General features: G+C 19.8%; 16 protein-coding genes (1 of these 16 running past the window's edge). 3 read left to right on the top strand and 13 right to left on the bottom strand.

Annotated elements, in window-relative coordinates; all coding sequences use genetic code 11:
* The first annotated feature begins 50 nt into the window (after positions 1-50).
* Entirely contained in the window at positions 51-1,049 is a 999-nt protein-coding gene (gene gap / locus GJT99_RS00450) for a type I glyceraldehyde-3-phosphate dehydrogenase (RefSeq protein ID WP_168893770.1), read from the top strand.
* 65 nt (positions 1,050-1,114) lie between these two features.
* Here the strand turns inward: gap and GJT99_RS00445 are convergent, their stop codons facing one another.
* From GJT99_RS00445 to GJT99_RS00395, 11 genes are all read right to left on the bottom strand, one after another.
* A complete protein-coding gene (locus tag GJT99_RS00445) occupies positions 1,115-1,465 on the bottom strand; it encodes an HIT domain-containing protein (RefSeq protein WP_168894082.1) in 351 nt (116 codons plus the stop codon).
* A gap of 25 nt (positions 1,466-1,490) precedes the next feature.
* Positions 1,491-2,948: a PTS glucose transporter subunit IIBC gene (ptsG, locus tag GJT99_RS00440; protein ID WP_168893769.1), complete on the bottom strand. Its 1,458-nt coding sequence runs from the start codon at positions 2,946-2,948 to the stop codon at positions 1,491-1,493.
* Positions 2,949-2,992: 44 nt separating this feature from the next.
* Positions 2,993-3,994, bottom strand: coding sequence for a DNA polymerase III subunit delta' C-terminal domain-containing protein (locus GJT99_RS00435; RefSeq protein WP_168893768.1), 1,002 nt, complete (start codon positions 3,992-3,994; stop codon positions 2,993-2,995).
* 1 nt (position 3,995) lies between these two features.
* Positions 3,996-4,616, bottom strand: coding sequence for a dTMP kinase (tmk, locus tag GJT99_RS00430; protein WP_168893767.1), 621 nt, complete (start codon positions 4,614-4,616; stop codon positions 3,996-3,998).
* A gap of 135 nt (positions 4,617-4,751) precedes the next feature.
* Positions 4,752-5,996: a beta-ketoacyl-ACP synthase II gene (gene fabF, locus GJT99_RS00425; protein WP_168893766.1), complete on the bottom strand. Its 1,245-nt coding sequence runs from the start codon at positions 5,994-5,996 to the stop codon at positions 4,752-4,754.
* A gap of 77 nt (positions 5,997-6,073) precedes the next feature.
* Positions 6,074-6,319 carry an acyl carrier protein gene (acpP, locus tag GJT99_RS00420; RefSeq protein WP_168893765.1) on the bottom strand — a complete coding sequence of 82 codons (246 nt, stop codon included), beginning with the start codon at positions 6,317-6,319 and terminating at the stop codon, positions 6,074-6,076.
* A gap of 51 nt (positions 6,320-6,370) precedes the next feature.
* Positions 6,371-7,126, bottom strand: a complete 756-nt coding sequence (fabG, locus tag GJT99_RS00415; RefSeq protein ID WP_168893764.1) for a 3-oxoacyl-ACP reductase FabG — start codon at positions 7,124-7,126, stop codon at positions 6,371-6,373.
* A gap of 10 nt (positions 7,127-7,136) precedes the next feature.
* A complete protein-coding gene (locus GJT99_RS00410; RefSeq protein ID WP_168893763.1) occupies positions 7,137-7,463 on the bottom strand; it encodes an ACP S-malonyltransferase in 327 nt (108 codons plus the stop codon).
* A 185-nt stretch (positions 7,464-7,648) separates the two neighbouring features.
* Positions 7,649-8,092 (bottom strand): ACP S-malonyltransferase, encoded by a 444-nt coding sequence (locus GJT99_RS00405; protein ID WP_168893762.1) that lies wholly within the window; start codon positions 8,090-8,092, stop codon positions 7,649-7,651.
* 43 nt (positions 8,093-8,135) lie between these two features.
* Positions 8,136-8,312: a 50S ribosomal protein L32 gene (rpmF, locus tag GJT99_RS00400; RefSeq protein ID WP_168893761.1), complete on the bottom strand. Its 177-nt coding sequence runs from the start codon at positions 8,310-8,312 to the stop codon at positions 8,136-8,138.
* A gap of 92 nt (positions 8,313-8,404) precedes the next feature.
* Positions 8,405-9,337, bottom strand: a complete 933-nt coding sequence (locus GJT99_RS00395) for an RluA family pseudouridine synthase (RefSeq protein ID WP_168893760.1) — start codon at positions 9,335-9,337, stop codon at positions 8,405-8,407.
* Positions 9,338-9,685: 348 nt separating this feature from the next.
* On the opposite strand from GJT99_RS00395, the gene rne reads away from it, so the two are divergent.
* Both rne and fnr read left to right on the top strand, forming a co-directional pair.
* Complete coding sequence (gene rne, locus GJT99_RS00390) at positions 9,686-12,199, top strand: ribonuclease E (protein ID WP_168893759.1); 2,514 nt, start codon at positions 9,686-9,688, stop codon at positions 12,197-12,199.
* Between the two features lie 129 nt (positions 12,200-12,328).
* Entirely contained in the window at positions 12,329-13,048 is a 720-nt protein-coding gene (gene fnr, locus GJT99_RS00385; protein ID WP_168893758.1) for a fumarate/nitrate reduction transcriptional regulator Fnr, read from the top strand.
* A 67-nt stretch (positions 13,049-13,115) separates the two neighbouring features.
* On the opposite strand, the gene GJT99_RS00380 is transcribed toward fnr, so the two are convergent.
* Both GJT99_RS00380 and GJT99_RS00375 read right to left on the bottom strand, forming a co-directional pair.
* Positions 13,116-14,522: an NAD(P)(+) transhydrogenase (Re/Si-specific) subunit beta gene (locus GJT99_RS00380; RefSeq protein ID WP_168893757.1), complete on the bottom strand. Its 1,407-nt coding sequence runs from the start codon at positions 14,520-14,522 to the stop codon at positions 13,116-13,118.
* A gap of 13 nt (positions 14,523-14,535) precedes the next feature.
* Positions 14,536-15,566: the 3' portion of a Re/Si-specific NAD(P)(+) transhydrogenase subunit alpha gene (locus GJT99_RS00375; protein ID WP_168893756.1), read on the bottom strand. 514 nt of this gene lie beyond the right edge of the window; 1,031 of the gene's 1,545 nt are visible here — the last part of the coding sequence; its start codon lies off the right edge, out of view; its stop codon occupies positions 14,536-14,538.

The following is a 15,566-nucleotide window of genomic DNA, read 5'->3' as shown; positions in this document are numbered from 1 at the left end:
ATTTTATATATAATTATTCTATTTTAATAAAATAGATTTAGGAGATTTTAATGTCTATTAGAGTTGCTATTAATGGATTTGGTAGAATAGGACGTATTTTTTTTCGAGCTGCTCAAAAAAATACTAAAATTAAAATTATAGCTATTAATGATTTGTTAGAAATAAATTATATTGCATATATGATAAAATATGATTCTACTCATGGTATGTTTAATGATAAAATTAAAATTAATAATAATAATTTAATTATTAATAATAATATTATACATATTTTTTCTGAATCAGATCCTATTAAATTAAAATGGGATGATTTAAAAATTGATGTTGTAGTTGAATCTACTGGTATTTTTTTAACAAAAAAATTAGCAGAAAAACATATTTTTGCTGGAGCTAAAAAAGTTATTATTACTGCTCCTCCTAAAGATAATACTATACCTATGTATGTGAAAGGAGTTAATTTTCAAAATTATAATGGTGAAAATATTATTTCTAATGCTTCATGTACAACTAATTGTTTAGCTCCATTAGCAAAAATCATTAATGATAATTATATCATTGAAAATGGACTTATGACTACCATACATGCAGTAACTTCAACTCAAAAAACTGTAGATAGTGCTTCTACTAGAGATTGGAGAGGGGGTAGAGGTGCATATCAAAATATTATTCCTTCAAGTACAGGTGCTGCAAAAGCAGTAGGAATAGTTTTACCAGAATTATATAATAAATTAACTGGTATATCACTAAGAGTTCCTATTCCAAATGTTTCTGTAGTTGATTTTACTGTTAAAACAATTAAAAATACTACATTATCAGATATTTGTAAAGTAATTAAATTTGCATCCAATAATTATATGAAAAATGTTGTTGGTTATACAGAAGATCATGTTGTATCAAGTGATTTTAATGGATCAATTTTAACATCTATTTTTGATAAAAATGCAAGTATTTCTATTAGTAATAATTTTTTTAAATTAATTGCTTGGTATGATAATGAAACAGGATATTCTTATAAAATATTAGATTTAATATCACATATTTTTAATTAAAATTAAAAATTTTGCTATGTTATTTAATTTTTTTAAATACATAGCAAATTTATTAAAAAATAAATTTAAAAAAAAATTTTTGTGCCTTGTCTTCCTCCTAATAAATGCATATGTAAATAAAATATTGTTTGACATCCATGATTATTACAATTAATTACAATTCTATAACCACTATTATTAATACATTTTTTTTTAGCTAGTTTAGAAGCTACCAATAACATTCTACCTAAAAGTAATTCATGATGTTTGTTAATATTATTAAGTGTATTTATAAAAATATTAGGTATGATTAAAATATGTATTGGACTTAAAGGTTTTATATCATTAAAAGCTGTAACTAATTTATCTTGATAAATAATATTAGTATTTATTTTTTTAGATAAAATTTTTTGAAATATATTATTTTTATTATTCATAATTATATAAAAATTAATTTTTAATTTATTTATCATAAGTATTTTGTATAAAATTATCCATTTCTGTTTTTAAATTATCAGATTTAGTTCCAAAAACAGCTTGCACCCCATTACCTGAAATAATGACAGCTGAAGCTCCTAATAATTTTAACTCTTTTTTATTAACTTTGTTAATGTCTAAAACACTTATACGTAATCTAGTGATACATGCATCTAAATTAGTAATATTTTTTTTTCCTCCAAAAGCTATTACTAATTTTTCCCCATAATTTGAAGATATATTATGATCATAATATATATCATTTTCTATTTTTTCACGTCCTGGTGTTTGTAAATTTAATTTAGTAATTATTATCCTAAATATAATATAATAAATAATAGCATATATAACTCCTATTATAGGAAATAACCATATTTTTGAACCATTACCACTTAAAATAATAAAATCAATTAATCCATGAGAAAAACTAGTTCCATTTCTCATTCCTAATAGAATACAAATAGGGAAAGATAATCCAGATAAAATAATATGAATTACATATAATAATGGAGCTACATACATAAAAGAAAATTCTATAGGTTCAGTAATTCCTGTAAGAAAGGATGTTAATGCAGCTGATAACATTAAACTACCAATTTTACTTCTATTTTGTTTTTTTGATGTATGCCATATAGCAATAGCTGCTCCTGGTAATCCATACATTTTAAATAAAAATCCGCCTGCTAATTTACCTGCAGATGGATCTCCAGCTATATATCTAGCAATATCACCATGATATATTTGTTTTGTAACATTACTAAAAAATGAACCTATTTCCATTTGAAATGGAACATTCCAAATATGGTGTAATCCAAAAGGTAATAATGTTCTTTCTATAATTCCGTATATACCAAATGCAAATATTGGATTTTGATAAACTGCCCAGTATGAAAACAATTGTATTATTTTTTGGATAGGAATCCATACTAAAGATAACAATATACCTATAAAAATAGATATTAATCCTGAAACAATAGGTACAAAACGTTTTCCAGAAAAAAAACCCAAGTATTCTACTAATTGAATATTATTAAAACGATTAAACATATAAGCTGCAATAGAACCTGAAATAATACCTCCTATAATACCAGTATCTGTAAGATGTTTTTGTATTATTATTTGTTGTGTAACATGATTATGTAATAATATTGGAATTATTACTTCAACAGTTTTTGTTAAAATACTATAAGAAACAACAGAAGCTAGAGCAGATATACCATTATTTTGAGTAAATCCTAATGCTACACCAATAGAAAATATTAGTGGAATATTAGCAAATACAGAACTACCAGTTTTTTCCATAATAGTAGAAATAATATTAGGTAACCAATGAAAATTGGCTGACCCAATACCTAATAATATACCGGCTATAGGTAAAATTGATACTGGTAACATTAAAGATTTACCTATTTTTTGCATATTAGCAAATGTATTATTAAACATATAATTCCTATATTCATATTTTAAAATTTTATTAATAAAAATAATTAAGATTTATAAATCTTATCTAAAGATAATAATAAATTAATTATTATTAATTTATGATTTATTGTATCAATTTTTATCAATATTTTTTTACAAAATAATATTTTTTTAATCATTAATATAATTTTATCTATAAAAATTATATTAGATATTTTATAGATAACAGAAATCTGATCTAAATTATAAAAAAATTTTAAATCTATTTTTAGATGTAATTTAATTACATCTAACAAAATTAAATAAATCCAATCTAAATAAAATAAAATATTATTATTATCTAATATAGATAATAAATTCATAATATCTTTCTTAAATGAAGATACTAAAATATTATAAAAAATATTTCTATTTTCCCATATATTATTATTTAATAAATATAATGCATTAATTGGTGTATAATTACATATACGTAATGCACTTTTTATAGATTGTTTTTTTAAAACCTGATTATTCTGTAAATTTTTTATTAGCCATGAGATACTTATTTTTTCACTTGGTGGATGAATATCCCAAATTTGACACCTACTATATATAGTAGGTAATAATTCATTTTTATTATTACACTGTAAAAAAAAATAAGTATTTTTAGGAGGTTCTTCTAAAATTTTTAAAAGAGCATTACTAGAAAAATCATTTAATTTTTTAGAGTTTGGAAACCATATAATTTTACTAGTTCCTTTATGAGGTGTTTGAGAAATTTTATCAATTAAACTTCTAATACAATCTATCCCAATATAAATTTGTTTCATTTTATTTTGTAAAATATACAAATCAGGATGTATATTTTTTTTTACTAAAATACAATTATTACATATAGAACAACTATATATTTGTTGCTTATTAATACAAAAAATCCATTTAATTAATTCTAAAATTAAAGAAGTTATACCTAATCCATTCAAAGAACAAAAAATATAAGCTGTATAATTTTTTTTTTTTTGAAATTGATAAATAATTTCACTATAATAATCCCTTAACCAAGGATACAATAAATTTTTTTTCATATTATATATTAATTAATTTATTAATAATATTTTTAACTGAAAATTTTACATCTTTTAAATTTTTATTAGCATTAACCATTTTAATGGTTTTATCTTTTTTTGCCATTTTTATATAAAAACATCTTACTTTAGAAAAAAAATTTATAGATTCTTTCTCAATTCTATCTTCTAGATTAGAATCTATTCTTTGTAAAGCAATAACTGGATTTACATCTAAATAAATAGTTATATTTGGTCTTATATTATTATTAATAAATTTTTGTAAAAATATTACATGATTTTTATTTAATCCTCTTCCTCCTATTTGATAGGCATATGTAGATAAATCATATCTATCTGATAATATCCAATTTTTATTTATATTAGGTCTAATAATATTATCTAATAATTGTAATCTTGCAGCATATATTAATAATAATTCTGTTTTATAAGAAAAAATTTCTCCTGTAGAAAATTTAATAATATTTCTTAATTTTTCAGCAACAGGTGTACTACCTGGTTCATGTATTTTAATTACATTATAAATATGTAACTTATTAAGTAATTTCAATATATAATTACATATTGTAGATTTTCCTGATCCATTTATTCCTTCTACTACAATAAATTTTGTATATTTCATTTTTTATATTTTAGTACTTATTTTAAAAATTAATAAATATAATATATTATCATACATATTTATTACTTCTTAAAAAGAAGTATATTTTTGTAAAAAATTTCTGTTATTAATTTCTTTAAATTTATTGATAATAAACTATATTTTTTTAAATACTAATGACCCATTAGTTCCTCCAAAACCAAAAGAATTACATAATACATATTTCATGTTATATACATCACGAGATATATTTGGAATAAAATCTAAATCTAGATTTTTATCAGGATTATCTAAATTAATAGTTCCTGGAACAATTTGGTTTTTTAAAGATAAAATAGAATAAATAGATGCTATAGCACCTGCAGCACCCAATAAATGTCCAGTAATTGATTTTGTGGAACTTACAAATAATTTATTATGATTATTTTTAAATATTTTTTTAATAGCGTTAACTTCAGAAATATCGCCTAATATAGTTGATGCACTATGTGCATTTATATATTTTATATTTTCTGGATTAAGACGTGCATCTTTTAATGCATTTATCATCGCTAATTGTGCTCCTTCACCATTTATTGGTGGAGAAGTTATATGATATGCATCATTACTCATTCCAAAACCAACTAATTCAGCAATAATATTTGCATTTCTTTTTTTTGCATGATTATATTCTTCTAAAATTAGAATACCAGCTCCATCTCCAATAACAAATCCATCTCTATCTTTATCCCAAGGTCTACTTGCTTTTTTAGGTTCATTATTTCTTTTAGATAATACTTTCATTGCACTAAAACCAGCTAGACTTAAAGGAGTTACAGCTTTTTCTGTAGCTCCTGTTATCATTATATCAGCATCATTATAAGCAATAATTTTAAAAGCAATCCCAATATTATGAATACCAGAACTACAAGCCGTATTAATAGATAAACTAGGTCCAGTTAATTTATAATCTATGGCAATATTACCTGTAATCATACTCATAATGGTAGATGTTAAAAAAAATGGATTAATTTTATTAGGACCTTTTTTATGTAGAATATAATTATTTTTTTCTATTAAATTAATACCTCCTAAACCAGAACCTATTAATACTCCAAATCTAGGATTATTATATTTATTAAATATTAAACCAGAATTTTTAATAGCTTCTTTACAAGCTATTAAGCCATATTGAATAAATAAATCAATATTTTTTTTTTTATTTGAAAAAATACTATTTTGATATTTAAAATTTTTTATTAATCCAGCAATTTTAGTTTTATATTTACTGGTATTAAAAGTATTAATTAAACTAATTCCACTATTACCATTAATAAGATTAAACCAATTAGATTCTACTTTAGAACCTATTGGAGTAATCATTCCAATACCAGTAATAACTACTCTTCTACGTTTTAACATTATATTTTTTAATATATTATATTGATAATATAATCATCTATCTATTAGATATAGTAATATATATTTTTACTATATTCCTATAATTTTTTTTTAAAATTTTGAATATAATTTACAGCTTCTTTAAGATTAGTAATTTTTTCTGCATCTTCATCCAATATTTCAATATTAAATTCTTCTTCTAAAGCCATAATAATTTCAATAGTATCAAGTGAATCAGCACCTAAATCTTTCTTAAAAGAAGAAGACATAGTAATATTTTTTTTTGTTATTCCTAATTTATTAATAATAATTTTTTTAACACGTTTAGTAATAGAATTACTCATACTCTTTATATTTTCCTATAAAAAATTTTAAAATAATTTTTTAAAAATAAATTATCCCATATATAAACCACCATTAATATTAAGTACTTCTCCTGTTATATAAGATGATTTTTCAGAAACTAAAAAAATTACAGCATCAGCTATTTCTTGAGGATCGCCAAAACGTTTGGATGGAATTTTTTCTATAATATTAGCATAATCCTTTTTTGTAAGATTTAATGTCATATCTGTTTTAATATAACCAGGAGATATTACATTAACAGTAATATTTTTAAAAGCTACTTCCTTTGCTAAAGATCTACTAAAACCTATAATACCTGATTTAGATGCTGCGTAATTAGCTTGGCCTATATTACCTATTGTTCCTATAATAGAACCAATTGTAATTATTCTTCCAAATGATTTTTTAATCATATAATAAATAACTTCTTTAGAAATTCTAAAAACAGAAGTCAAATTAATTTGTAAAACATCATCCCATTGATAATCTTTCATTTTTATAACTAACGTATCAGATAAAATTCCAGCATTATTAATAAGTATATCTATACTTTTAAATTTTTTAATAATGTATCTAATTAAATTACTTATAATATAAGGTGATTTATTTTTTAAATCAAGAACTAAACCTGTACCATTTTTTCCTAAATAATTATTAATTTTTTTAACTCCTGTAGTAGTTGTAGATGTTCCTATTACATAGGCTCCATACATTGCTAATGTATTAGCAATACTATGTCCTATTCCTTTATTAGCTCCTGTTATTAAAGCTATTTTATTTTTTAATGTAAAATTTTTAAATAACATATTTTTTATTTTAAATCTTATATTTTTTAAATGTTAAAAGAAATGTTTCTACATTATAGATGGAATCTATATTTAAATTATTTGTAATTTTTTGTGATATTTTTTTAAGTAAATTTTTAGGAGTAAATTCTATTACATTTAATATATTTTGTTTTTCTATAAATTTAATACATTTAATCCAATTAATAGGTGAATATAATTGTTTAATTAAAGAATTTTTAATATTTTTAGATGATATTTCATAATTACAACTTATATTATTAATAAATTTAATTTTTGGTTTATTAATTTTAATTGTTTCTAAAAATGTTTTAAATTTTAAAGTTATAGGTCTCATTAATAAACAATGAGAAGGTACATTAATATTTATTGGTATTATATGTGCTCCTAAAGATTTAAATATTTTCGTAGCTTTAATTATAGCTAATTTATTTCCACTAACAGTAATATTTTTATATGAATTATAATTAGATATTGAAATAATGTGATTATATTTATTAATTCTTTTACAAATTTTTTTAATTATTTTTTTTTTAATCCAATAATTGTTTTCATATAATATCCGGTTGTATAAAAATCATTTAAATTACATGATATTTTATACATTAATTTACCTCTAAATTCTACTATTTTAATAGCATCAGAAAAACTAATAATACCACTACATACCATAGCAGTATATTCTCCTAAACTATATCCTGTAACTATATCAGGTCTTATGTTATTTTTATATAACCATAAATTATATATTGCTATAGATGATGCTAAAATAGCAGGTTGAGTATAATATGTTTTATTTAATTTTTTTAATGGACCTTTTTGTGTAAGATACCATAAATCATATCCTAATATTTCTGAAGCTAAATAAAAGGTTTCTTTTATAATTTTATATTTTTTATATAAATCAGACAACATACCAATAAATTGGGTTCCTTGACCGGGAAATATAGCAACAAATTTTTTCATTTTATTTTAATATATTTAATATATATATTATTTTAAATTTAGATTAATTTTTATTTATAATTTTTTTATTTTTATAAAAACCATCATCAGATATATGATGGTATAAATATTTTTTCCCCGTTTTTTTATTAATTAATAAAAATTTATTTTTTGATAATTTATCATGAGAACGTCTCATACCTCTTTTAGATCTTGATTTTTTATGTTTTTGAACTGCCATAATATTTACCTTTTATAAAAAATACTATTTTTATATTTAAAATTATAAATTAGTATATATTACATTTTATTTATATAAAATATTTTTTATTATTATTTTAATTTTAATAAACAGTTATATAATTCCTTACTTAAGGGAGCATTAATTACAATTTTTTTGTTATTTATAGGATGTATAAATATAATTTTTTTAGCGTGTAAAAATAATCTGTTTAAATTAAAATTTTTTTTAAATTCTAAATTTAGATTATAATCACCATATCGTTGGTCATTAATTATAGGATAATTTAAACAAGACATATGTACTCTAATTTGATGTGTTCTACCAGTAATGGGTTTAATTTTTGTCAACATAAAATTTGTATAATTTTTAATAATTTTAAACTTAGTTTCCGAAAATTTACCTTTTTTATCTATTTTAACTTTAACTTTTTTATTTAAAAAATTTTTTACTAAAAAATTTTTAATATAAATATATTTTTTTGAAATACAATTCCCTTTTACTAAAGCAATATATTCTTTTTTTATTTTTTTTTCTCTTAATTGTTGTTGTAATATCTTTAATATTGATCTTTTTTTTGCCATTAATAAAACACCAGATGTTTCTTTATCAATCCTATGTACAAGTTCTAAAAAAAAATTTTTTTTAAATAAAAATCTATAACTTTCTATGATACCATAATTAATACCACTTCCTCCATGAACTGCAATACCAGAAGGTTTATTGATAGCTAAAATATATCTATCTTCAAAAATAATTATTTTTTTTAAGAATGTTATTTTATTTAAACTCAATTTTTTTTTATTTTTTTTTGTATGATTTATATATATATAAGGAAGTTCAATTTTATCTTGATATTTTATTTTAAAATATGGAGATACTTTTTTTTTATTAACTTTTATTTTACCTTTTCTTAGTATTTTATATATTAAACTTTTAGGAACTGTTTTAAATTTTTTAATTAAAAAATTATCTATTCTTTGTCTATCAATAAAAGAAGATACAATAATATTTTTATTTTTCATTTTTTTTTATAAAAAGTTATATTTATTATTATTAATAATAATTTAAAATTTAATATACATAATATATTTTTATATAAAATGATTTTTTGAAAATTAAAATTTATGTTATTATTGATAAATAATTTTTATAAATTTTCCATAAATGTAAATATTTTTTTATTACATAAAAATTTTTATAAATTTTTTTTAAAATTATAAATAATCATAAAATATATTTTATTATTTTCAAATAATTAAAAATTATTAATTTAAATCTATTCATAAAAGATTAAATAAAATTTTCTTATTATATCACTTTTATATTTTTTATAAAATATTAATTAGTTTAAAATACATGAGTAAGTTATTATGAAAAGAATGTTAATAAATGCTACTCAACATGAAGAATTGCGTGTTGCTCTAGTAGATGGACAAAGATTATATGATTTAGATATAGAAAATTCTAATCATAAGCAAAAAAAATCTAATATATATAAAGGAAAAATTACACGTGTTGAACCAAGTTTAGAAGCTGTTTTTGTAGATTATGGAGTAGATAAACATGGTTTTTTACCTATTAAAGAAATTACAAAAGAATATTTACCTTACAATAATTATGAAAATTTTTCTAATAAAATAAATTTTAAAGATTCTTTATTAATTGGTAAAGAAATTATTGTACAAATAGATAAAGAAGAAAGAGGAAGAAAAGGTGCATTATTAACAACATTTATTAGCTTAGCAGGTAGTTATTTAGTTTTAATGCCTAATAGTTCTAATTTTAGTGGAATATCTAGAAAAATAAAAGGAAAAGATAGAAAAATTTTAAAAAAATTTTTATCATTATTATATTTACCAAATAATATGAGTTTAATTATTCGTACAGCTAGTTTAGGGAAAAATATAGAAACACTTAAATTAGATTTAAAATTTAGATTAAAACATTGGGAAATAATAAAAAAAATAGCAAAAAAAAAACCAGCTCCTTTTTTAATACATCAAGAAAGTAATATTATTATAAGAATATTACGTGATTATTTATATCATGATATAAATGAAATTTTAATAGATAATTTAAAAATTTTAAAATTAGCAAAAAAACATGTTAATATTTTAGGTAAATCAGATTTAAATAGTAAAATTAAATTATATAAAGGTAATATTCCTTTGTTTAGTCATTATCAAATAGAGTCTCAAATCGAAACTGCTTTCCAAAAAGAAGTACGTTTACCTTCTGGTGGTTCAATTGTTATTGATACAACAGAAGCATTAACATCAATTGATGTTAATTCATCAAAAGCTACAAAAGGCATTGATATAGAAGAAACAGCATTAAATATTAATTTAGAAGCTGCAGATGAAATTATTAGACAATTAAGATTACGTGATGTGGGTGGATTAATTGTAATAGATTTTATTGATATGTCTATTTTAGAAAATAAAAAAACCATAGAAAAAAGATTACTTTATAATATACGTTATGATAGAGCTAAAATTCAAATAAATCATATTTCAAAATTTGGATTATTAGAAATGTCACGTCAAAGATTAAAATCTTCTTTAAACGAATCTAATTATTATTTATGTCCTAGATGTTTAGGACATGGTACATTAAGAGATAATAAATCTTTATCATTATCTATATTAAGATTAATAGAAGAAGAATCTTTTAAAGATAATACAAAAGAAGTATATGCTATAGTTCCAGTAAAAATAGCTTCTTATTTATTAAATGAAAAAAGAGATTCAGTAAATGCTATTGAAAATAGAAAAATCAGAACCTTTATTATACCTAATTCTAAATTAGATACACCTAATTATTCTATTTTACGGATTAAACATGGGGAAGATAAAAAAAATCTTTATTATATTATAAATACATTACAAAAATTAAATTCAAATAATTTTGATTTTAATTATTTAAAAAATAAATTTTTACAAAATATTATAAGTGAAAATAAAAAAAATCAAAAATTAAGTACATATAATAAATTCTTTTTAAAAAAAGAATATTATTCTATTTCTTATGTATATAAATTAATATATTTTTGTTTAAAACAAAAATATATAGTATTTAATATTTTAAATTTTCTTAAAAAAAAATTTTTTTATATAAAAAAAATTATAAAAAATGTTAAACAAAATATTTTTATTGTAAATCAATTTATTTTAAATAATTATAAAAAATTTTTTATCTTTAACAAAAAGAAAAATTTAAGAAAAAATATAGGTTGTTCTTTTGAACATATTTTTTTAAATTCAAAAAAAAAAATTTCAAATTTATATAAAAAAAAAAAATTTTTAATTTCTAGTGTAGAATTTAAAGATAAAACACTAAAATTATTTAATTTAAATAATAATCTAATAATTAAAAATAATAATAAAAATTTATTTAATTGTATAAAATTAGACAAATTTTTAAAAATAAAAACAAATAATAATTATTTATTATATGATAAAAAATATATAAAAAATAATTTTAATAAAATTACTAATATTTTTAATAAAACACAAAATAATATATCTAATTTTTCTATAGAAAATAGAATGGGATTAAATAAATTTAAAAATCCAGTTAAAATTAATAGATTTATATTAAATAAAATTAAATTACAAACAAAAAAAAAAATAATATCTAAAACTCGTGTAATTGTTTCTGATATTATTAATATCCATAATCAAAATATAAAAAATAACAATTTTATAACTAAAAAAAAAATATATAAAAATTATATATCAACAAATAATAAAAAAATACATAATAATTTTACAAATTGTTTTAATAATAAATTAATTAATTCATCATTTAATTTAAATAATAAAAAAGGTGCTGGAGCTCATGCTGCTAAAAAATATGCTACATCTCCGGTAAAAAGATTATAGTTTTTTTTTACATAAAAATACATAAAATACTTAACCTTAAATATAAAATTATAGAATATAATCGATATATATATTGATTATATTCTAATAAAAAATATTTTTTATTTTTTTAATTTCAGAGAGTAAAAAATGATTCTGAAACAAAAATATAATGTAAAAAATATAAATTATTATAATGATATTAATTGTAAAAATTGTTTAACATATAAATTATGTATATTTTTTAAATATAAAAAATTTATTACAATCTTTAAACAAAAAAAGATAATTCATAAAGGAGAAGTATTATTTAAAAAAAAAGAAAGAATGTATTTTTTATATACTATACAATCAGGAACTATTAAAACTTATAATTTTTCAAAGCAGGGAAATGAACAAATAACTAGATTTTATTTTAAAAGTGATTTAATAGGTTTAGATAGTATTTATAATAGTGTTTATAGTAATTTTAGTAAAGCATTAGAAACGTCTACTTTATGTAAAGTATCTATATCTAAATTAAATAATCTTTTTATAAAAATTCCATCTTTAGGACAAAAGATTATTAATCTGATGAGTAAAGAAATTAAAATAAATTCTTATTTTATATCACTTTTATCTAGAAAAAAAGCAGAAATAAAATTAGCCACATTTATATATGATTTATCTAAAAAATTTAAAATAATAGGATATTCACACGAAAATTTTTTTTTATCTATGACTAGAAGTGATATTGGTAATTATTTAGGTATTACAGTGGAAACTGTAAGTCGTATTTTAAGTAAATTTAAAAAAAGTAATATACTAATGATTAATGGTAAAAATATTATAATTAATAATTATTTAAAATTAATTAATTTTATTAATTAATAAACTTATATATATAAAAATATAAAGTTTACTCTAGTATTTTATATACAATGAGTAAACTTTTTTATTAAAATTTTTGTAAAATTTTACTTATAGAATTTTTTGCATCTCCAAATAACATATAGCTATTATCTTGATAAAATAAAGGATTATTAATTCCAGCATATCCCTGATTCATACTTCTTTTAAAAATAATAATATTATTAGCTTTCCAGACTTCTAAAATAGGCATACCTGATATTGGACTTTCAATATCTTCTTGAGCTGAGGGATTAACTGTATCATTAGCCCCTATTACTAATACTGTGTCTGTATTAGTAAAATCCTTATTAATATCATCCATTTCATATACTATATTATATGGTATATTAGCTTCTGCTAATAAAACATTCATATGTCCAGGTAAACGTCCTGCTACAGGATGAATCGCAAATCTAACTTTAATATTTAATTGAATTAATTTCTTTACTATTTCAGAAAGTGGATATTGTGCTTGTGAAACAGCTAATCCATATCCAGGAACAATAATAATATTATTTGAATTTTTTAATATATCTATTGTATTATCAATAGATATTTCTTTATAATTTTGTATATTTTTTTTTGTTAAAGTAGAACTATTTTTTTGATTATTAATTTTATTATTACTTCCAAGAAGTACATTAAAAAATGATCTATTCATACCTTTACACATTAAATAAGAAAGAATAGCTCCAGATGATCCAACTAAAGCACCTGTTATGATTAGTAAATCATTATTTAACATAAATCCTGAAGATGCGGCTGCCCATCCAGAATAAGAATTCAACATTGATATTACGACAGGCATATCTGCTCCACCAATACTCATTATTAAATGGAAACCAAATACTAATGAAATTAAAAATATTAATCCTAAAACGATAATTTGTAATTTTATATTATGTGTATTTAAAAAATAAATCATTAAAATAAATGATATTAATATCATTAATAAATTAATTTGATTTTTAAATTTTAAATTTAAGGTTTTTGATTTAATAAAACCAGATAATTTGTTAAAAGCAAGTATAGAACCAATTAAAGTAATAGAACCAATAAAAATACTAAAGAATATTTCTATTAATTGCATACTTATATTTTCATTAAAAATAATTTTATCATATATTAATAATAAATAATTATTAAATCCTACAAGAACTGCAGTTAATCCTACAAAACTATGTAATATTGCAATTAATTGAGGCATTTTAGTCATATCAATTTTTTTTGAAATACTTATTCCTATAAATGCGCCTAAAAAAATTGCTCCTAAAATATAACCAACATTATTAATTTTTGCTTTTAATATAGTTATTATAATCGCTATAAGCATACCATTAATAGCAAATATATTACCTTTTTGAGAAGTTTCTTTTTTTGAAAGACTTGCAATACTTAATATAAATAAAACTGCAGATATAGTATATGTAAATATTAGTGACCTATCAAACATTTATAAATTCTCCTTAATTTTTACGAAACATTTTAAGCATACGTTGAGTAATAGTTAATCCTCCAAAAATATTAATACTTGATAATAATGTTCCTAAAAATGCTAACATAATTGTAGTATAATAATTATTATTAAGTTGTAAAATAGAACCAATAATAATAATCCCAGAAATTGCATTTGTAACAGACATTAAAGGTGTATGTAATGTATGACTAACATTCCATACTATATAATAACCTATTATACAAGATAATAAAAAAATTATAAAATGAGGTATAACGTCATAAGGAAGAGATTGTGTTATATAATATGTAGTAAATAATCCTAAAATATATAAAAAGTATTTATTTGTTAAAAAACATTTGTTATTTTTTTTGATAGACCTGTTTATATTTTTAAAATTATTTAATTTTTTTGTTTTATCTTTTATTTTTGATGTTTTAATTTTTGGAGCTGGCCATATAATTGTATGATTATAAATTACAGTCATGTTTCTAATAATTTCGTCTTTTAAATTAATATTAATTCTACCTAAATGATTTTTAGATAATAAATTTATTAAATTTACGATATTCGTACTATATAATTGAGAAGCTTGAGGCGCTACTTTACTAGGTAAATTTGTAAAACCTATAATGTTAATATTATTATTTGTAGTAATTATTTTATTTTTTTCTGTTAATTCACAATTACCTCCATTTTCAATAGCAAGATCAAAAATTACACTTCCAGGTTTCATTAATTTAATCATTTTTTTAGTAATTAAAATAGGTGCTTTTTTATTTGGAACCATAGCTGTTGTGATAACAATATCCGTTTTTTTTAATACTTTATTAAAAGATTCTTGTATTAATTGTGATTTTTTTTTTGATGAATGAGTCTCATATTCATGAATACTATTTTTTTCTTGATCTTTTAATTTTAAAAATTCAGCTCCCATACTTTGAATTTGTTCTTCTACTTCTTTTCTTGTATCAAAAGCAATTACAATTGCTCCTAAACTTTTTGCTGTTCCAATAGCTGATAAACCTGCAACTCCTGCTC

Source organism: Enterobacteriaceae endosymbiont of Donacia cincticornis (genome assembly GCF_012568845.1).
Classification (GTDB): Bacteria; Pseudomonadota; Gammaproteobacteria; order Enterobacterales; family Enterobacteriaceae.
This window is presented reverse-complemented; position numbering and strand designations above follow the sequence as displayed.